Origin of the sequence: Streptomyces sp. NPDC004629 (assembly GCF_042873595.1) — a bacterium.
In the GTDB taxonomy this organism is placed as follows: Bacteria; Actinomycetota; Actinomycetes; order Streptomycetales; family Streptomycetaceae; genus Streptomyces.
In genome coordinates this window covers 1-17,283 of record NZ_JBIALO010000008.1, presented here as the reverse complement: position 1 = coordinate 17,283, position 17,283 = coordinate 1, and the positions used below count along the sequence as shown (strand labels likewise).

Sequence of the window (17,283 nt, the reverse complement as noted above, 5' to 3'; positions counted from 1 at the left end):
GCTCCCTTCCGCCGGCGGGCCGTCAGGTCCGCCAGAGCTGGGCGAGGTAACGGTCGCCTGCGTACGTCACCTCCTCCACGGCCGTACGCTCGGCGACGGCCGCCAGGCCCCGGTAGGCGGTCAGGGGCCGGATCACGGTCGAGGTGGTGGTGCTGGAGACGTCACGGGCCATGGCGGCGGGATTGTGGCCGTCCACGACGAGGAGTCGTCCGCCCCGCTCCACCACCACCCGGGTCATCTCGCGTACGGCGGCCAGGAACACCTCCTCGTCCGTGAGGTGCTGGAGCGTGAAGACCGCGAGGACGGTGTCGAAGGAGCCGCCTTCGAAGGGGAGCCGGTCGATTCCGGCGCGCACCGCCTGGGCCGGCTTCCCGTCGAGTGCGCGCGTCGCCCGGCGCACCATCTCCGCGGACCGGTCGACCCCCACCGTCCAGCGGGCCCGGTCGCCCAGCCAGGCAGTCAGCCGTCCGACTCCGCAGCCGAGGTCGAGCACCCGGTCGGCGCCCAGGTCCGGCAGCAGCCGGTCGATCAGCGCCTTCTGCTCGCGGTCGACCCGGTCGCACTGCTGGGGGGACCAGCGGCGGGAGAGCACCGCGTGCAGCCCGGGCCGTCCGGCCCGCTCGTCCCAGACATCCGTCGCCCCCGTCACGTCGGACGCCCCACGACCGGCGGGAGGCTCGCGCGCACCGCGCGCGGCCCGCCGACGGTGCAGGAGCCGAGACGGGCGCCGAGCTGTTCGGTGATCATGTGGTTGACGGCGAGATGCATGTCCTCGACGACCCCGTAGTGGTCGGCGGGCACCGTGATCACGACGTCCGCCAGGGAACGGGCCGTACCGCCGTCGAAGCCGACGAGCGCGACCGTCTCCACGCGGTGGGCGCGCGCGGTGGTCAGTGCCTGGACGATGTTGGGTGAGTTACCGCTCGCGCTGATCGCGACGAGCAGGTCGCCGGCCCTGGCCTGCGTGGCGAGCTGCGCGGCGAAGACGGCTTCGTAGGAGACGTCGTTGGCCCAGGCGGTCAGCACCGAGGTGTCGAGCAGCGGCACGACCCGTAACCCCGCCGACAGGCCCGGTGTGGCCGTCTTCGCCAGGTCGCACGCCATGTGGGATGCGGTGGCCGCACTGCCACCGTTGCCCGCCACGAAGACGGTGGCGCCCCGGGCCCGGGCCGCCGCGATCCGGTCGACGGCCGCGGTCACGTCGTCCACGTCGAGCCCGCGCGCCGCGTCGACCAGGGCCGTGAGATAAGTATCCGGTTCCACTGAGTGCTCCGCTCTGCCGGGGGCTGCCCGGCCGGTCGTCAACGGGCGCGACTGGCGCGCAGATAGTCGATGAGGTCCTGCACTCTGGCGTACGAGGAGAGCAGCAGCCGTTCCTCGTCGAGCCGTACTCCGAAATCCTCCTCGAAGGACACCAGGGCCTCGATGAAGGCCAGGGAGTCGACTCCGAGGTCGTCGGTGAGGGACTGCTGGGCCGCGATCTCCTCTGCGGCCCGCGGGGGGATGCTCATGTCGGCGAGCTTCCGCACGATCCAGGCGTCCACTTCGTCCACGGTCGTCAACCGCCCACCTCCTCGGCTTCGGGCATGTCCGGGCCGGGTCCGTCGGTCCGCGGTGGTGCGGCGCGGCTGCGGGCGAGCACCGCGGACCGGTCGATCTTTCCGGTGCGGGTACGGGGGAAGTCCGCCACCGCCACGATGCGGCGCGGAAGTTTGTGGGCGCTGAGCCGCGCCCGGCAGAAGCCGGTCAACTCGTCGAGCACCGTGGCCTGTTCGGCGACGGTGAGACGTACCCACGCCACCAGCGTCTCGCCCGCGCGGGCATCGGCCCGTACCCCGCAGACGGCCTCGGTCACCGCGGGATGGGCCGTCAGACAGGCCTCCACCTCTTCAAGGGAAACGTTCATGCCGCTGACGATGGCGATGTTGCGCAGCCTGCCGCTCAGATACAGGAAGCCGTCCTTGTCGAGGCGGCCGAGGTCGCCGGTGAGCAGCCGGCCGCCGCGCAGCACCCGCGCGGTCTCCTCGGGCCGGGCGTGGTACCCCGTCATCGTGCCGGGGCCCCGGACCACGATCTCTCCGGTCGCGCCCGGAGGCAGCGGACGGAAGTCCCGGTCGCGGATCGTGACTTCGACTCCGGGCAGCGGACGTCCGACGGATCCGGGGTGGGCCGCTCGGTCCCGTGGCCTCATGGTGGTGATCCGCGGTCCGGCCTCGGTCTGGCCGTACGTCTCCACCAACTCCACCCCGGGAAGGCGCCGTTCGAGGTCGCGCAGGATCTCGGGCGGGGTGGGGGCACCACCGTAGACGATGTGCCGCAGTGAGGACAGGTCGTACGTCCGGTGCCAGTCGCCCAAGGTGAGCAGCCGGAGCATGGAGGGCACGAGCAGGGTCGACGTGACGCGGTGTTCCTCGACGAGCCGGCCGAACCGGCTGGGCAGGAAGTCGCCGCCGAGCAGGACCACATGCCCCGCGCTGTCGAACTGACCCACCAACTGAACGGTGTTGCAGTAGCCGAAGTTCAGCGGTACGGCAGCGAGCGCGGTCTCGCGGTGCGCCGTGGCGTCGAGTGAGGCACGATGCGCCCGCGCGTTGGCGAGCAGCGCGCGGTGGGTCAGCACGACGCGCTTGGGCAGGCCGAAGGACCCCGAGGTGGCGAGCAGGACGGCGGGCGACTCCGGGTCCGCGCCACCGCCCGGTGCGGCGTGCGTCCCCGTCACCCCGGCGCGGGGAGCGCGCCCCACCGCCGACCTCAGACGCGTCAGGTCTCCGTCGGTGTGGGCGCACACGGCTATGTCCATGACCGCCGGAGCCGGCGCCGTGCCATCGTCGCCGGCGGCGGGGAAGGGGCGGCGAGCGGCGCGGACGTCCGGGTCGCGCAGCAGCAACACCGGTGCGCAGGTGGCGAGTTCGGTGACGGTCTCCGCCTCGCTCAGCTCGTGGGAGAGGGGTAGGACGGCCGCGCCGATCGAGAGGACGGCGAGATAGAGCACCACGTACTCGGCGCTGCGCGGCAGTTGCAGGGCCACACGGTCACCGGTCTTCACCCGCTGGGCCAGAACACGGCCGATGCCGAGGACCTCCTCTTGGAGTTGACGGTACGTCAGACGGGTGCGGCCGTCGGTGAGTGCGGGGGACAGGGGGCACGTGAGAGCGGAACGTGCGAGCGCCGAGGGGATCGTCAGCGGCGGCGTGTCAGCGACGGACGAGGCTAACTCACCGGTGACCATCAGCAGATCACCTTCTCATCAATCGATCTCGTCGTACATTAAAGCGGACAAGCACAACACGGATCCTACGCTGAAGCTGGCACGGCCTGTCAATGGCGGCGGACGCAGAGCGTCGCGCGGCACTAGACTGCATCCGCTGCAGCGGACGGGGGCGTCTTCCCGTTTGCGGGGTGACGCGTTCAGCCACGGAGGTGCCATGACGGACAGCCAGCGCCAGCAACCATCGAACCGCCAACTGGCGGGCAAGATATCCGAACGTCTCACGCACCTCATCGCCGCGCTCTATCCCGACGAGCGCACCAGGCCCGGCTATGCCCGACTGGCCAAGGAGATCCGGGAGACGACCGGAGGAAAGCTCTCCGGCACGTATCTGTGGGAGCTGGCCACGGGCAAGAAGCACAACGTCACCGTCGAGCAACTCGGCGTCCTGGCCGAGTACTTCGGTGTACCTCCCGAGTACTTCTTCAACGAAGAGGTCGCCGACCGTGTCAACGCCCAGCTCCGGCTGGCCACGGCGCTGCGGGACGCCAAGGTCCGCTCGCTCGCGCTGCGCGCCGAAGGGCTCTCCAGCGAGACGCTGGACGCTCTGCTGGCCATGGTGGACGAAGCGCGCAAACTGCACCGGCTCCCGAGCGTCGACGAACCGGCGCAGGACAACGGAGCGGCTGACGCGGTGACCGACCGTCGTGACGAGATGGCGGGCCCGTCCAGGCCGACATGATCCCCCACACACAAAGGACGCATGACCTTGCTGTTCCCCTACCGAGCGCTGCGACAGCCCTGTGAATCCGTCCTCAAGGAACTCGCACTGCCACGACCCGTCTCAGCGCACCAGCTGTGCCGGAACGTCGCCCGGCGGCGTGGCCGCCCCATCCATCTGCACCCCCTGCCACCCGAGGGCCGCAGTGACGGCGCCTGCGGCGCATGGATCGCCACCGACACCGACGACCACGTCTTCTTCGAACCGGGCACCACCCGCCCCCACCAGGACCACATCATCCTGCACGAGATCAGCCACATCCTCCTCGACCACCACCATCCGCTCACCGAGGGCCCGGGGCCGGTGACGGCACTCCTGTCCGACCTCGATCCACGCCTGGTCCGGCGCCTGTTGCGACGCGCCTCGCACAGCACGCGGCAGGAGCAGGAAGCCGAGATGCTTGCAAGCCTGATCCTCAGCAGGGCCCTGCGCCCGGCCGGCAGGCCCTCCGAAAGCACCGCGCGGACCCTGGAAAGGGCGCTGGGGCTCGATGCCTCCGTTAGCGGCTGACCTCGGCACGTTGGGCAACGGCGCTCAGGCCGTGGGCAACGTGTGCATGTGGGCCGCCGTCCTGCTGCGTCTGCCGCACATCCTGGAGTCGCGTCGGCAGCGCGAACTGTGGCTCGCGGGCTTCGCGGCGGCGGCCGCCACGACCCTCGATCTGGACGGCGTCCGCGACGTCGTCGACCGTACCTTCGGCGGCCTGCACAGCGTGGACCTGGTGCGCAACGTGTGCGGACTCGTCTCGTCGTTCGCGCTGCTCGAAGTGGTCCACTCGCTCACCGCGGACGCCCGTCGCCGGGCCCGGCTGCGCTGGTTGCGGGGCACCGCGTGCTGTGTGGTGGCGGGTGTCGTGGTCCTGGACATGATGCACCGCCCGCACGGAGGCCAACTGATCCTGGAGGACTCCTCACCCACGCCGTCCACCGCGTACTGGCTGCTCATCATCGCCACACACATGACCGCCAACGTCCTGTGCGTCATGGTGTGTCTGAGCCGCGGACGGCAGTGCACCAACGGCTTCCTCAAGACCGCCCTGTTCCTGCTGGGTTCCGGCGCCGCCATGGCCGGCCTGTACTGGCTCGGCGCGCTGTCCCAACTCCTCGGCCACGCCTGGTCGGTGCCCGTGCAACCCTTCGCCCTCGCCCTGCACGGCCTGCTGGTCGCCGCCGCCCTGTCCGTCCCCAGCATCCACACCGCCCGGCGCGCGCTCACCGACCTCAGGGACTGGTGGCTGATCTGGCCCCTGTGGCGCGATCTGGTGGAGGTGTGCCCCCAGGTGCTGCTCTCCCCGCGGCGCAGCCGCCTGCAGGAGATCCTTTGCCCGCAGGGCCCGGGCCGGCTCCTGCTTTACCGCAAACTCATGGAGATCCGTGACGCCATTTTGCTGCTCGACAAGTACGTCACCCCCGAACTGCACGCGTCCGCGCAGGCGTTCGCCGACCGCTCCGGCCGGCGCACGCGCGGGTCCGCCGCGGTGTCGTCCTCGGCAAAGGACCATTCGGCCGCCGTGCTCGCCGTCGTACTGAAGGGAGCCCGCGCAGCCTGTCTGGCCGCCGCCTGTCCGCGCCGGAGCACGATACCCATCGCGCGGATCGGCGCTGACACCCTGCCCGACGAGACGGCGTTCCTGGTCGAGGTGTCCCGGATCTACCGCACGGCTCCCACTCCCGTCCACCCGCACACCCCTGTAACAGAGGAAACAGCGCAATGACCACCGAAACCCCGCCCCCGGCCGGCCGACGGGAGTGGATCGGGCTCGCCGTCCTGGCTCTGCCGACGCTGCTGATCTCCATGGACATGACCGTCCTGTATCTGGCCGTACCGCATCTGAGCAGCGAGTTGGAGCCCAGCTCCACCGAACTGCTGTGGATCATGGACATCTACGGGTTCCTGATCGCCGGAGCGCTGGTTCCCGCCGGGGCGCTCGGTGACCGAATCGGGCGCAGGCGCATCCTGCTGACCGGCGCGGGGCTCTTCGGAGTCGCCTCGGTGATCGCCGCATACGCCGGCAGCCCGCTGATGCTCGTCGCCTCCCGCGCGCTGCTCGGCCTGGCCGGTGCCACCCTGATGCCCTCCGCCCTGTCACTGATCCGCGTGATGTTCCACCGGGCGGGCGAGCGGAGCTTCGCGGTGGCCTTCATCATGACGAGCTTCTCGGTCGGCACGACCGCCGGGCCGCTGCTCGGCGGCGCGCTCCTGGAACACTTCTGGTGGGGGTCGGTCTTCCTGGTGGGCGTGCCGGTGATGCTGTTGCTGCTCGCCGTCGGCCCCGTGCTCCTTCCCGAGTACCGTGACCCGCAGGGCGGGCGCCTCGACCTGCCCAGTGCAGCGCTGGCCCTCGCCGCCGTCCTCGGCGTCGTCTACGCGGTCAAGCACGTCAGCTCCTCCGAGCCGGACGTCGCCTTCGCGCTCACCCTCGCCGGCGGACTGGCCCTCGGTGTGCTCTTCGTCCGCCGTCAGGGCCGGCTGGACGACCCGCTGCTCGACCTGTCCTTGCTGCGCGACCGCGTCATCAACACGTCTTTGGGAACCTACCTCCTGGGCCTGCTGGCCATGGGCGGCACCCAGCTCTTCATCGCCCTCTATCTGCAGGAAGTCCTCGATCTGACGCCGTTCGTGGCCGGCGCCTGGATGGTGCCCGCCTCGGTGGGCACCATCGTCGGCTCCCTGCTCGCCCCCCTGCTGGCCCGGCGGCTGCGCCCGGCGACGGTCATCACGGGCAGCCTGCTGCTGGCGGCGCTGGGCTTCGCCACGCTCTCCCAAGTCGGCGCAGACGACCTGGTATTGCTCATCGTCGGCTACGAGTTCGTGGCCCTGGGGCTGAGCCCCATGATCGCGCTCTGCACGGACCTGGTCATCGGCAAGGCCCCGCCCGAGCGGGCCGGAGCGGCCTCCGCCCTGTCGGAGAGCAGCGGTGAACTGGGCGTGGCCCTGGGCGTGGCGCTGCTCGGCAGCTTCGGCACCGCCGTCTACCGGGCGGAGCTCACGGACAGGCTGCCCGAGGGCCTGCCGCAGGCGACAGCGGACGCCGCGCGAGGCACCCTCGGCGGTGCCAAGGAGGCGGCCGCCGGCCTGCCGGAGAGCCTGGCCGCGCCGCTGATCGCCGCGGCCCGCGAGGCGTTCGGGCGCGGGCTCGGCCTGGCCGCGGCTGCGGCCGCCGCGATCGTCCTGGCCGCTGCCCTGCTGGCCGCGACCCGGCTGCGCCATCTGCCGTCCGGCGCGCAGGCCGAGGCCGAACAGGCCGCGGTGACCGAACGCGCCACGCAGACCATGGACAAGGGCTGACCGAACGCCGCCACGGACGCCGGGGCAGCCGACCGTAAAGCGGGGCCCGCCGTCGGTGTTCGGCGGTGAGGTGGTGGGCTGCTCCTACGGCAACGGCGTTGCCGTCAAGGTCGCGCCGGGCACAGCGGCCGTCCCAGCGCAGCGCGCCGGGCGCCGACCCGAGTTCGGCGAGTACAGCCGCCCGCCCGCCGCGCACACCTCGGGCGGCGGGCGGCCTCGGCAAGAGGCTCGTTCACCCGGCTCGGCACCTCGCACCCAGGCAAGACGTTCCGGATTGTGTCCACCGACGGCGAACTCCCCTTCGAGGTCGTAGGGTTCCTGCGGCCGATTCTCGAAGTCCTGAACAATGCTGGCATCAAGGCCGGACCCATCTGCGCGACCGACCATGACCACCTCTTCATCTACGAAAAGGACATCGAACAAGCGGAAGCAAACATCGACGAGTTCATCGCAACATCGCGGCAGGAATCGTCCTCTCTCCAGGACGACGCCACAGACAGCTGACCCCGGGCCGGTGCCGGCGGCGCAGAGAAGCGGGTGGCCTCGGCCGAGAGGTCCTGGCCGAGGCCGACCAGCACGGTCGGCTCGGTCGGATCTCGTCGCGCGCTATGCGCTGACGATCAGCCCGTCGGCCGCTTACTTCTTCTCGATCGGCAGGCCGGGCGGGTTGAGCCGCGAGGTGCTCACCCCGTCGCTGGTGAGACCCCAGCGCGCCAGGATCTTCCCGTAGACGCCCTTCTCGATCAGGTGGTTGATCGCGTCGTTGAGCGGCTTGCCGAGGCCGTTGTCCTTCTTGGTGGTCGCGGCGATCAGGCCCTCCAGGTGCTCCCCGGCTCCGATGATGGCGCCGACGACCTGGGTCTGGCCGGAGGTCTTGGCGTGGTATTCGGCCTCGGGGTTGGGATGGAGATAGGCGTCGATCTGGCCGGACTGGAGGGCCAGGTAGACGGCCGATTCGTCCTGGTAGTACTTCACGTTGATGGGCTTGCGGCCCGCCTTGACGTTCTGGGCGTTCCAGTCCAGCAGGGCCTTCTCCTCACTGGTCCCGGTGGGTACGGCGATGGTCCTGCCCGCCACGTCCTTGGGGCCGGTGACATGCCACGTCGCGCCCTTCTTGGCCTCGAACGCCTGCGCGTCCTTGCGGTAGGTGGCCATGTCGTACTTCTGCTTGCGCAGTTCGGTGACGGTGATGTTGGAGACGCCGACGTCGTACTTGCCGCTGTCCAGACCGACGAAGATCTGCTCGAAGGAGACCGGGTTGTAGTGCACCTTGAGGCCGAACACCGAGGCGATCGCGTACGCCATGTCCGTCTCCACGCCGATGAGGGTCTTGTTGTCCGTGGCGAAGAAGGTGAGCGGCGCGGTGCTCCCCTTGGAGTTGCCGATTTCGAGGGTGCCCCGGGACCGGATGGCCGCGGGCACTTCAGCGGCGATGGAGTCGACCTTGGGTGCCGCGTAGCGGTTCTGGTCGGGGCTGGTGTTGAAGGGCACCTTGGATGCCGATGCGGATGCGTCCTTGGCGGGGCCGCCGCAGGCGCTCAGGGTGAGCGCGGCGGCGATGGCCAGGGTGGTGAACGCGGTGAGCTTGGGGCGGATGAGCACGGACATGATGGTGCTGCCTTTCAGGAGAATCAGGAGATTCGGGAGAAGCGGGTCAGAGGACCTTCGAGAGGAAGGTGCGGGTGCGCTCGTGCCGGGGGGAGTCGAGCACGTCGGCCGGTGCCCCCTGCTCGACGATCCGGCCGCCGTCCATGAAGACCACGGTGTCGGCGACCTCACGGGCGAAGCCGATCTCATGGGTGACGACGATCATGGTGGTGCCGGCGCGTGCCAGATCCTTGATCACATCCAGCACCTCGCCGACCAGCTCCGGGTCGAGGGCAGAGGTGGGCTCGTCGAAGAGCAGCACCTTGGGCTCCAGAGCGAGCGCGCGAGCGATGGCGATGCGCTGCTGCTGGCCGCCGGACAGCTGCCCGGGGTAGGCGGTCGCCTTGTCGCGCAGGCCGACGCGCTCCAGCAGCCGCTCGGCGCGTTCCTGGGCCTTGGCCCGCGGCACGCCCAGGGCGGAGACGGGTGCCTCGACCAGGTTGTCCAGCACCGTGAGGTGCGGGAAGAGATTGAAGTTCTGGAATACGAAGCCGATGTGGGTGCGCTGGCGCAGCACCTCGCGCTCGCGCAGCTCGTGCAGCCTGTCGCCGACCCGCCGGTAGCCGATCAGTTCGCCGTCGATGGTGACGGTGCCGCGCTTGACCTTCTCCAGGTGGTTGATGCAACGCAGCAGGGTGGACTTGCCGGATCCGGACGGGCCCAGCACGACGGTCACCTCGCCGGCCCGGACCCGGAGATCGACTCCCTTGAGCACCTCGACCATGCCGTAGTTCTTGTGGACGTCGCGTATGTCGACGACAACCCGGGCGGGGTCGGCCGCGGTCTTGTGGGCACGGCCGGCGGAAGGCGATTTCGCGGTCACCGTAGGGTCCCTTCTTCCGCGGCAGCCGCGCGGAGATTGGCGATGGCGAGGCGCACCCGTTCGACCGGGGTCGGCGGCAGCGTCCGCGTCGTGCCCTTGGCGTAGCGCCGCTCGACGTAGTACTGGAAGATCGACAGGAGGGTGGTCAGCAGGACGTACCAGGCGGTCGCGACGAGCAGCATGGGTACGACGCGGGAAGTGCGCCCGTAGATGACCTGGACGGTGTAGAAGAGTTCCATGATCGCCATCACGGAGACGATCGAGGTGTTCTTGAACAGCGAGATCAGCTGGTTGGCTGCGTTGGGCGCGATGGTCCGCATGGCTTGTGGCAGCACGATGCGCACGAGCTGACGACGCCTGGGGATCCCCAGCGCGGCGGCGGCTTCCAGCTGACCCTGGCTGACGGACAGCACCCCTGCACGGACGATCTCCGAGGCGAAGGCGGCCTCGTTGACCGAGAGCGCGATGACGGCCGCACTCACCGAACTGACCAGATTGGTGGTGCTGAAGGTGAAGAACTCCGGCCCGAACGGTACTCCGATGCTCAGACGCGAGTACAGGTAGGAGATGTTGAACCAGAAGAGCACCTGCACCAGCAGCGGCACGGAGCGCACGACCCAGACATAGCCGTAGGCGGTGACCCGCAGCAGGGGATTGGGGGAAAGCCGCATGAAGGCCAGCGCTATTCCGCCCGCGAAACCCGCCAACGCGGCGTAGAAGGTGAGCTCGATGGTCAGCCATACGCCGTGCAGAACGCTGGGGTCGAAGAAGTACTCCCGGAAAGTCACCCACTCCAGGCCGGGGTTGGTGGCCAGGGCGTGCAGCAACTGCGCCACCAGGACGAGGGCGACGGCCACGGCCACCCATCGGCCGGGGTACCGGACGGGGACGATCTTGGGGGGCTTGGACTGCTCGGCATCGCTGCCCGGTGGTGCGAGCGCGGCTTTGCCGTCAGTGACAGAGGTCATGATGACGTCTCCGATTCGGCGGTGAGTTCGGGTAGCCGGGGCAGACAGAGCATGCGGAGCACGGTGCGGGAGACCATCGGGTGGTCGGGTGAGCGCATCAGCCGGCCCGGCCGTCGAGGAGCTTGGCCATGGTCGACAGTCCGCAGCGCAGGTGTTCCTCTGCGATGGCGAAACTCAGCCGCAGATGCCCCGGAGCCCCGAAGGAAGCACCGGGCACCGTGATGACGCCGGAGTCCAGGAGGCGGTCGGCCACGGTGACGTCGTCGGGGGCGAAACCGCGGATGTCGGGGAAGACGTAGAACGCGCCGTCAGGAGGCGTCCGGAACAGCCCGAGAGGTTCCAGCACGTCCTGACATATCTTCAGCCGGTCGCGGAGGATCGCCCGGAATTCGGCCGTCACGTCCGGTCCGGTGAGGGCGGCGAAAGCAGCCGCCTGCGCGATGCGGCTGACGTTCGAGGTGGTGTGGGACTGTACGGCGGCAGCCGCGTCGATGACCTTGGTCGGGCCCGACATCCAGCCCACCCGCCAGCCCGTCATGGCGTAGGACTTGGACACACTGCCGACGGTGATGAGTTGGTCGCTCACCCCGGGCTCGACCTGGCCCGGCGCGGGGACGGGCCGGAAGCCGAGGTCGACGTAGGTCTCGTCCGAGACGATCCAGATGCCGTGCTTCGCCGCCCACGCCAGGAGCGCGCGCAGCTCCGACGCGTCGTAGACCAGTCCTGTCGGGTTGTTCGGTGAGCACAGCACCATCGCCCTGGTGGACGGGGTCCGAGCTGCCTCCAGGTTGTCCGGGGTGACCTTCAGCTCGCCGGCGGACGGCTGGACGATCACCGGGCTACCACCCGCCAGCCGGACCGAGGAGGGGAAGGTCACCCAGTACGGCGCCGGTATCAGGACCTCGTCCCCGGGCTCCAGCAGCGCCATGAACGTGTTGAACAAGGCCTGCTTGGCACCATTGGTGACCAGTACGTTCGAGTCATCGAGGGGTCTCGTGGCCCGCGGGATGAGCCGGTCGGCGATCGCCTGACGCAGGCGGGTGTCGCCACCGGTCGGCCCGTAGTGGTGGTTCTCCGGCCTGCCGGCGGCGTCGATGGCCGCGGCGACGATGTGGGCGGGGGTCGGCAGGTCGAGTTCGCCTGCCGAGAAGTCGAAGACTTGGACGCCCGCACGGCGCAGTCTCGCGGCGCGTTGGCGCAAGGCGGCGGTCGGCGACATGGTGACCACGGGGGTGTTCCTCGTTTCCGGAGTTGATCGGCCGCCTGGACGCGGCGGACGCAAGGCTTGATGCACGGGACCTGGTACGGGATCGGCGCCGGGCGCCCGACCGGCCCTGTGAAGGTGTAGTGACTCTCCACCTCTTGGGGCCGCTTCGGGGTCGGTGTTGCCATCCCGTGCGGCCGCCCACGTAGGAGCGTTCGAACACCTGTCGACCCGTGCCGACGGTGTCAGGTTCGAAGTCGGGGATGGCGGGGGAGCCAAGCCGGGGTTACCGAAGGATGAACTATCCAGATATTGCTGGAACGTGGGATGGATAATCCATCCCGTGCTAGTGTCCCGCTCACATCGACAGTCGATCCGTGCTGTGTGAACGAAGGAATGGAGGCCCCGTGGCCGCAGGCAAGTCAGCCCTGGTGAGCGGCGAATTCGTCACCCGTGCTCAAGCCGCGCTGCCCAGCCTGGGTGCCACGGACAAGCGGGTCATCGAGCTGATCCTCAATGAGCCCGAAGCGGTCGTGCACGGCTCGGTGACCGAGGTCGCGCAGAAGGCGGGCGTCGCGCAGTCCTCCGCGGTCCGTGCCTGCCAGCGCATCGGGTACCGGGGCTACCAAGACGTCAAGCTCGCCATCACCCGCGATCTCGCCCAGCAGGAAGAACAGGAACAAGAACTCGCCCACGAAGAGGGAATCGACAGCCGGACACCTGCCGGTGACATCCTGGACCGCATCCTGCGCCGCAGCGGCCGGGCCCTGATCGACGCGGCGCAGACCGTCGATCCCGAGGTGCTGTCCCTCGCCATCGACCGTATGGCGGTGGCCGGCCGCGTCCTCGTCGTCGGGAACGGGACCTCCGCCGCGCCGGCCCACGACGCCGCCTACCGGCTGTCGGCGCTCGGCCTCGTGACGGCGTATCCCGCCGACGTGATGGCCCAGCATCTGGCGGCACGGCATCTCGACGACTCGTGTGTGTGCCTGGTCATCAGCCACACCGGTGCCAGCCGCGAGTCGCTGCTGGTCGCCGAGGCGGCCCGGGCGGCGGGCGCCTTCGTCGTCGCCGTCACCAGCTTCATCAACTCGCCCCTGACCCGCGTCGCGGACGCCGCGCTGATCGCGGGAGGGCCCGAGTACGGCTTCCGGCTCGAAGCCATGGCAAGCCGCCTCGCCCACCTGGGCATCGTCGACGCGCTCTTCGTCGGCATCGCGGTCCGCCGCCCCAAAGCATCGGCCAAGGCGCTCGACGTGATGGCCGACATCACGATCGAACACTCCCTGTAGAGGGCACACGCCAGTGCCCCACCGCGACCACTCCCGAGTCATCGACCTGGCGTCCCCGGCATGGCCGACACACCCATCGCCGACAACGGCACCGTCGAACGGGTTGCGGACGAAGCCCTGTCCCGGATCCGCGCCGACCTGGACACCCAGCTGACCGCGTTCCGCACCCGGCCCCCGGACCACGTCCGTTTCCCCTACATATGTCACGTAGGCGCGGGCGCGCTGTCGGGCATCAAGCGGTGCGCTGGTGGGCAAGCCCCTCGACCGGCGCCTCCTAGGCTGAGGGGAGGACTCAGGACGGAGGCCACCTGGGTGCCCCGCCGCACACCCCGCTGCCGTCGAAGACCTGACACCGCCCAGGAGCGCCAGATGACCGCACCCGACGTGAACCGCACCCCGTTCCCCGACGACGGCGGCGGCGCAGTCGGCCGTTCGGCCACCGGAGGCGACGGCCCCGCCGACGACAAGCGCCCGTCGCACCGCCCGTACCACCATCCCGCGGCGGGCTGGGGGGCCGCCAAGAGCGTCTCCCGGGTGCTGGTGCGCGAACGCGCGCTCCTCGACGGCCCCCGTGCGATCCTCAAAATGAACCACGAGAACGGTGGGTTCGACTGCCCTGGCTGCGCCTGGCCGGACGACACCAAGGGCCTCAAGCTCGACATCTGCGAGAACGGCATCAAGCACGTCACCTGGGAGATGACGGGCAAGCGGGTAGGGGCCGACTTCTTCGCCGAGCACACCGTCACCGAGTTGGATACCTGGTCCGACTTCGCCCTGGAGGACCAGGGGCGGCTGACCGAACCCCTCGTCTACGACGCCGCCACCGACCGGTACACGCCCATCAGCTGGCAGGACGCCTTCGACCTCGTCGGCCGCGAACTGCGCGCGCTCGACAGCCCCGACGAGGCCGCCTTCTACACCTCGGGCCGGCTGAGCAACGAGGCGACCTTCTTGTACCAGCTCATGGCCCGCGAGTTCGGCACCAACAACCTGCCGGACTGCTCCAACATGTGCCATGAGGCGTCCGGCCGGGCCCTGCAAGCGGCCCTGGGCACCGGCAAGGGCACCGCCGACCTCAAGGACTGGGAGACCGCCGACGCCCTGTTCATCATGGGCGTCAACGCCGCGTCCAACGCACCCCGCATGCTCACCGCGCTGGCCGAGGCCTACCGGCGGGGCGCGCAGATCGTCCATGTGAACCCGCTCGTGGAGGCGGCGGCAACCAGTACGATCGTGCCGCACGAGTTCACCGACATGGCGCTGTTCAAGGCCACCCGCACCAGCACCCTCAACCTCCAGGTGCGCGTGGGCGGCGACATGGCCCTGCTGCGCGGCATGGCCAAGGCGGTCCTGGAGGAGAGCCGCACCGATCCCAAGGCCCTCGACAAGGAGTTCATCGAACGCCACACCCACGGCTTCGAGGAATACCGTGCCCTGTGCGAAGCCACCCCCTGGGAGGAACTGGAGGAGCAGTCCGGGCTGTCGCGTCCCGACATCCTCAAGGCCGCGGAGATCTACTCCCGCTCCGACCGCACCCTGATCAGCTGGTGCCTCGGCCTCACCCAGCACGAGCACGGCGTGGACACCGTCCGCGAGATCGTCAACGTCCTGCTGCTGCGCGGCAACATCGGTCGTGAGGGCGCCGGTCCCTCCCCGGTGCGCGGGCACAGCAATGTGCAGGGCAACCGCACCTGCGGCATCGACCACCGGCCCGGACCGGAGTTCCTGGACCGGCTCGCCGACGCCTGCCGCATCGACCCGCCCCGCGAGCACGGCATGGACACGGTCGACACCATCGAGGCCATGAACCAGGGCCGGGTGAAGGTCTTCGTCGGCATGGGCGGGAACTTCGTGCTCGCCGCGCCCGACACCGAATACACCTCCAAGGGCCTGCGGAACTGCGAGCTGACCGTGCAGGTGAGCACCAAGCTCAACCGCAGCCACCTGGTGCACGGCAAGAAGGCACTGATCCTGCCGTGCCTCGGCCGCACAGAGAAGGACCACCAGCGGCGCGGACTGCAGTCCGTGTCCGTGGAGGACTCCATGAGCATGGTGCACCTGTCGGTCGGCATGAAGAAGCCGGCCTCCCCACACCTGCTCTCCGAGCCGGCCATCATCGCGGGCATGGCACGGGCCACCCTCCCGGGCAGCGAGACCCCGTGGGAGTCGTACATCGAGGACTACGACCGCATCCGCGACACCATGGCCCAAGTCCTCAACGGATTCGAGGACTTCAACCGTCGGGTACGGCGGCCGCTCGGATTCCGTATCAAGCAGCCGGCGCGCGAACTGGTCTTCCTCACCCCGTCCGGACGCGCGGAGTTCTCTGCCGCGCCGCTGCCCAAGGTGCCGCCCCGCGACGACGTGCTGGTCCTCCAGACCATGCGCAGCCACGACCAGTGGAACACCACGATCTACTCCGACAATGATCGCTACCGCGGCATCAGCAACCTGCGCACTCTCGTCCTGATGAACGGCGACGACATGCGTGCTCGCGGTATCGCGCCCGACAGTCTCGTCGACATCACCGCCACCGCCCGCGACGGCAGCCAGCGTCATCTGAGGGGCTACACGGCGATCGAGTACAGCACGCCCCGTGGCTGCGCCGCGGGCTACATGCCGGAGATGAACGTGCTGATCGCGGCAAGCGACTACAGCCGGCAGAGCAACCAGCCTCTGATGAAGAACATCAAGGTGCGTATCGCCCCGAGCCCCGAAAGCCCGTCTTGATCCCAGCCGTTCCGCTCCCGCCGCCCACCGCGCCGGCGGAGGCGGATTCCGCGCAGTTGTTCCCGGCCCGCGAGCAGATGGCGTTCACGCTGGGCTTCCCCGTCATCCTGGTGCCGTTGGCTGCCGCACCAGCAGACGCCGTCGTTTGAAGACTGGCCCCCGCTTCCGCTCCGAGGAGGAGATCCGTGTCTGAGCCCTTCGCCCGGCTTCCCGCGCGCACCACCAGCGACAGACTGGTCCGCGCCGGCCGCCGCTGGGGGTGGCTTGCCGTCCTGGCTGTCGGCCTGCTGCTGTTCTGGCTCATCCACTCGACCCTGATATCCACGGGCAACCCCAACCTGGTCCCCGCCCTGATCTTCTTCGGCGCGGCCCTGGTGCCGACGGTGTTCGTCGTGTTCGTGTCCGGCCGGCGGCTCGACTTCGGTGTGCGCTTCCCCGTCGTGGTGACCACCGCGCTGGTGGGCGGTGCCATCGGGGTCACCACGGCCGGGTTCCTGGAGTACCGGACCCTGCGCCTGATGGACTTCCTGCCGATGGTCGCCGTCGGAGTGATCGAGGAGGCCGCGAAGCTCATCATGCCGCTCCTTCTGCTGCTGGCCATCCGTGACCGGCACCCCGGTGACGGCCTGCTCATCGGGGTGGCGTCCGGCGCCGGCTTCGCGGTGTTCGAAACCATGGGCTACGCCTTCGTCGAACTCATCAACTCCCGTGGTGACCTGACGGCGGTGGACGACCTGCTGGTCTTCCGGGGGCTGCTGAGCCCCGCCGCCCACATGGCGTGGACCGGGCTGACGGCAGCGGCACTGTGGTCAGCGGCGGCACAGCACTGGCGCCGGCGCTCCGTCGCCACGTTCGTGCTGGTGTACGCAGTCGCGGTCGGTCTGCACACCGCGTGGGACAGCTTCGACAGCGACGTGTCGTACATCGCCCTCGCGGTGATCAGTCTGTCGCTGCTGATCATCAGCACCCGCCTGCTGGGCAGCCGTCGCGAGGCCACCACGCGGATCCCTGCGCCCGCATGACACCGGCTGGCGTTCGTGCTGACCGTGGACCAGGCCGCGGACAGCCCGCAGTTCATCAGTCGAGGTCGGCGTCGCCCGAGTGCAGCCTCGGGTGCAGAGACCAGTTCGCGTCAGATTGGCTCTGGCCAGGATCGGCGAGGCTTGGAAGCATGTCTTACGGCGGAGCGCCATCAGGCTGGTGCAGGGCGTTGTCCGGCGAAGACGAACCCTCGTACCTGCTCGGGGGGCGGTTTCTAGGGATCGTCGCAACACTTGGTCGTGTTGGTCAGGCTGTGAGTAGTTTATGCAGGCGCTCGGCTGGGGTTTCCCAGCCGAGCGTT

The 17,283-nt window shown here is 69.5% G+C and carries 16 protein-coding genes; 8 read left to right on the top strand and 8 right to left on the bottom strand.

All coding sequences use genetic code 11. The features are described 5' to 3' along the window. Positions 1-22 precede the first annotated feature (22 nt). Genes ACFYTE_RS13785 through ACFYTE_RS13770 form a run of 4 tightly spaced genes read right to left on the bottom strand, consistent with a single transcriptional unit; the run spans position 23 to position 3,229 of the window. On the bottom strand, positions 23-649 hold the full coding sequence (locus tag ACFYTE_RS13785; protein WP_388709154.1) for a class I SAM-dependent methyltransferase: 627 nt from the start codon (positions 647-649) through the stop codon (positions 23-25). Further along, positions 646-1,263 carry an SIS domain-containing protein gene (locus ACFYTE_RS13780; RefSeq protein WP_388709152.1) on the bottom strand — a complete coding sequence of 206 codons (618 nt, stop codon included), beginning with the start codon at positions 1,261-1,263 and terminating at the stop codon, positions 646-648. Before ACFYTE_RS13780 ends, ACFYTE_RS13785 begins: the two co-directional genes overlap by 4 nt. A 38-nt stretch (positions 1,264-1,301) precedes the next feature. Then, positions 1,302-1,553, bottom strand: a complete 252-nt coding sequence (locus tag ACFYTE_RS13775) for an acyl carrier protein (protein ID WP_388709662.1) — start codon at positions 1,551-1,553, stop codon at positions 1,302-1,304. 5 nt (positions 1,554-1,558) lie between these two features. Continuing rightward, positions 1,559-3,229: a class I adenylate-forming enzyme family protein gene (locus tag ACFYTE_RS13770; protein ID WP_388709150.1), complete on the bottom strand. Its 1,671-nt coding sequence runs from the start codon at positions 3,227-3,229 to the stop codon at positions 1,559-1,561. A 196-nt stretch (positions 3,230-3,425) separates the two neighbouring features. On the opposite strand from ACFYTE_RS13770, the gene ACFYTE_RS13765 reads away from it, so the two are divergent. The 5 genes from ACFYTE_RS13765 (at position 3,426) to ACFYTE_RS13745 (ending at position 7,781) form a co-directional block, all read left to right on the top strand. Continuing rightward, positions 3,426-3,950 carry a hypothetical protein gene (locus ACFYTE_RS13765; protein WP_388709148.1) on the top strand — a complete coding sequence of 175 codons (525 nt, stop codon included), beginning with the start codon at positions 3,426-3,428 and terminating at the stop codon, positions 3,948-3,950. 21 nt (positions 3,951-3,971) lie between these two features. Beyond that, entirely contained in the window at positions 3,972-4,499 is a 528-nt protein-coding gene (locus ACFYTE_RS13760; RefSeq protein ID WP_388709146.1) for a hypothetical protein, read from the top strand. Between the two features lie 10 nt (positions 4,500-4,509). Further along, a complete protein-coding gene (locus ACFYTE_RS13755; RefSeq protein WP_388709144.1) occupies positions 4,510-5,703 on the top strand; it encodes an MAB_1171c family putative transporter in 1,194 nt (397 codons plus the stop codon). Continuing rightward, positions 5,700-7,277, top strand: a complete 1,578-nt coding sequence (locus tag ACFYTE_RS13750; RefSeq protein ID WP_388709142.1) for an MFS transporter — start codon at positions 5,700-5,702, stop codon at positions 7,275-7,277. Before ACFYTE_RS13755 ends, ACFYTE_RS13750 begins: the two co-directional genes overlap by 4 nt. A 276-nt stretch (positions 7,278-7,553) precedes the next feature. Further along, positions 7,554-7,781: a hypothetical protein gene (locus ACFYTE_RS13745; protein WP_388709140.1), complete on the top strand. Its 228-nt coding sequence runs from the start codon at positions 7,554-7,556 to the stop codon at positions 7,779-7,781. 132 nt (positions 7,782-7,913) lie between these two features. Here the strand turns inward: ACFYTE_RS13745 and ACFYTE_RS13740 are convergent, their stop codons facing one another. From ACFYTE_RS13740 to ACFYTE_RS13725, 4 genes are all read right to left on the bottom strand, one after another. Beyond that, positions 7,914-8,885: an ABC transporter substrate-binding protein gene (locus ACFYTE_RS13740; protein ID WP_388709138.1), complete on the bottom strand. Its 972-nt coding sequence runs from the start codon at positions 8,883-8,885 to the stop codon at positions 7,914-7,916. A gap of 46 nt (positions 8,886-8,931) precedes the next feature. Continuing rightward, positions 8,932-9,648 carry an amino acid ABC transporter ATP-binding protein gene (locus ACFYTE_RS13735; protein WP_388709660.1) on the bottom strand — a complete coding sequence of 239 codons (717 nt, stop codon included), beginning with the start codon at positions 9,646-9,648 and terminating at the stop codon, positions 8,932-8,934. Positions 9,649-9,743: 95 nt separating this feature from the next. Beyond that, entirely contained in the window at positions 9,744-10,715 is a 972-nt protein-coding gene (locus tag ACFYTE_RS13730; RefSeq protein ID WP_388709136.1) for an amino acid ABC transporter permease, read from the bottom strand. 97 nt (positions 10,716-10,812) lie between these two features. After that, the gene (locus tag ACFYTE_RS13725; protein WP_388709658.1) at positions 10,813-11,934 is read right to left on the bottom strand and encodes a pyridoxal phosphate-dependent aminotransferase; all 1,122 of its coding nucleotides are present in this window, start codon (positions 11,932-11,934) and stop codon (positions 10,813-10,815) included. Positions 11,935-12,326: 392 nt separating this feature from the next. Here ACFYTE_RS13725 and ACFYTE_RS13720 point away from each other — a divergent pair, with 392 nt between their 5' ends. The 3 genes from ACFYTE_RS13720 to ACFYTE_RS13710 all read left to right on the top strand — a co-directional run bounded on the left by ACFYTE_RS13720 (position 12,327) and on the right by ACFYTE_RS13710 (position 16,963). Then, positions 12,327-13,211 carry a MurR/RpiR family transcriptional regulator gene (locus ACFYTE_RS13720; RefSeq protein ID WP_388709134.1) on the top strand — a complete coding sequence of 295 codons (885 nt, stop codon included), beginning with the start codon at positions 12,327-12,329 and terminating at the stop codon, positions 13,209-13,211. A gap of 369 nt (positions 13,212-13,580) precedes the next feature. Further along, complete coding sequence (locus ACFYTE_RS13715; protein WP_388709656.1) at positions 13,581-15,941, top strand: FdhF/YdeP family oxidoreductase; 2,361 nt, start codon at positions 13,581-13,583, stop codon at positions 15,939-15,941. A gap of 185 nt (positions 15,942-16,126) precedes the next feature. After that, positions 16,127-16,963: a PrsW family intramembrane metalloprotease gene (locus ACFYTE_RS13710; RefSeq protein ID WP_388709132.1), complete on the top strand. Its 837-nt coding sequence runs from the start codon at positions 16,127-16,129 to the stop codon at positions 16,961-16,963. Positions 16,964-17,283 lie beyond the last annotated feature (320 nt).

Excerpts from the sequence above, each read along its gene's own strand:
- ACFYTE_RS13750 (WP_388709142.1), top strand. The coding sequence starts at position 5,700 with ATGACCACCGAAACCCCGCCCCCGGCCGGCCGACGGGAGTGGATCGGG.
- ACFYTE_RS13740 (WP_388709138.1), bottom strand. The coding sequence starts at position 8,885 with ATGTCCGTGCTCATCCGCCCCAAGCTCACCGCGTTCACCACCCTGGCC.
- ACFYTE_RS13715 (WP_388709656.1), top strand. The coding sequence starts at position 13,581 with ATGACCGCACCCGACGTGAACCGCACCCCGTTCCCCGACGACGGCGGC.
- ACFYTE_RS13735 (WP_388709660.1), bottom strand. The coding sequence starts at position 9,648 with ATGGTCGAGGTGCTCAAGGGAGTCGATCTCCGGGTCCGGGCCGGCGAG.
- ACFYTE_RS13760 (WP_388709146.1), top strand. The coding sequence starts at position 3,972 with ATGACCTTGCTGTTCCCCTACCGAGCGCTGCGACAGCCCTGTGAATCC.
- ACFYTE_RS13725 (WP_388709658.1), bottom strand. The coding sequence starts at position 11,934 with ATGTCGCCGACCGCCGCCTTGCGCCAACGCGCCGCGAGACTGCGCCGT.
- ACFYTE_RS13730 (WP_388709136.1), bottom strand. The coding sequence starts at position 10,715 with ATGACCTCTGTCACTGACGGCAAAGCCGCGCTCGCACCACCGGGCAGC.
- ACFYTE_RS13765 (WP_388709148.1), top strand. The coding sequence starts at position 3,426 with ATGACGGACAGCCAGCGCCAGCAACCATCGAACCGCCAACTGGCGGGC.
- ACFYTE_RS13770 (WP_388709150.1), bottom strand. The coding sequence starts at position 3,229 with ATGGTCACCGGTGAGTTAGCCTCGTCCGTCGCTGACACGCCGCCGCTG.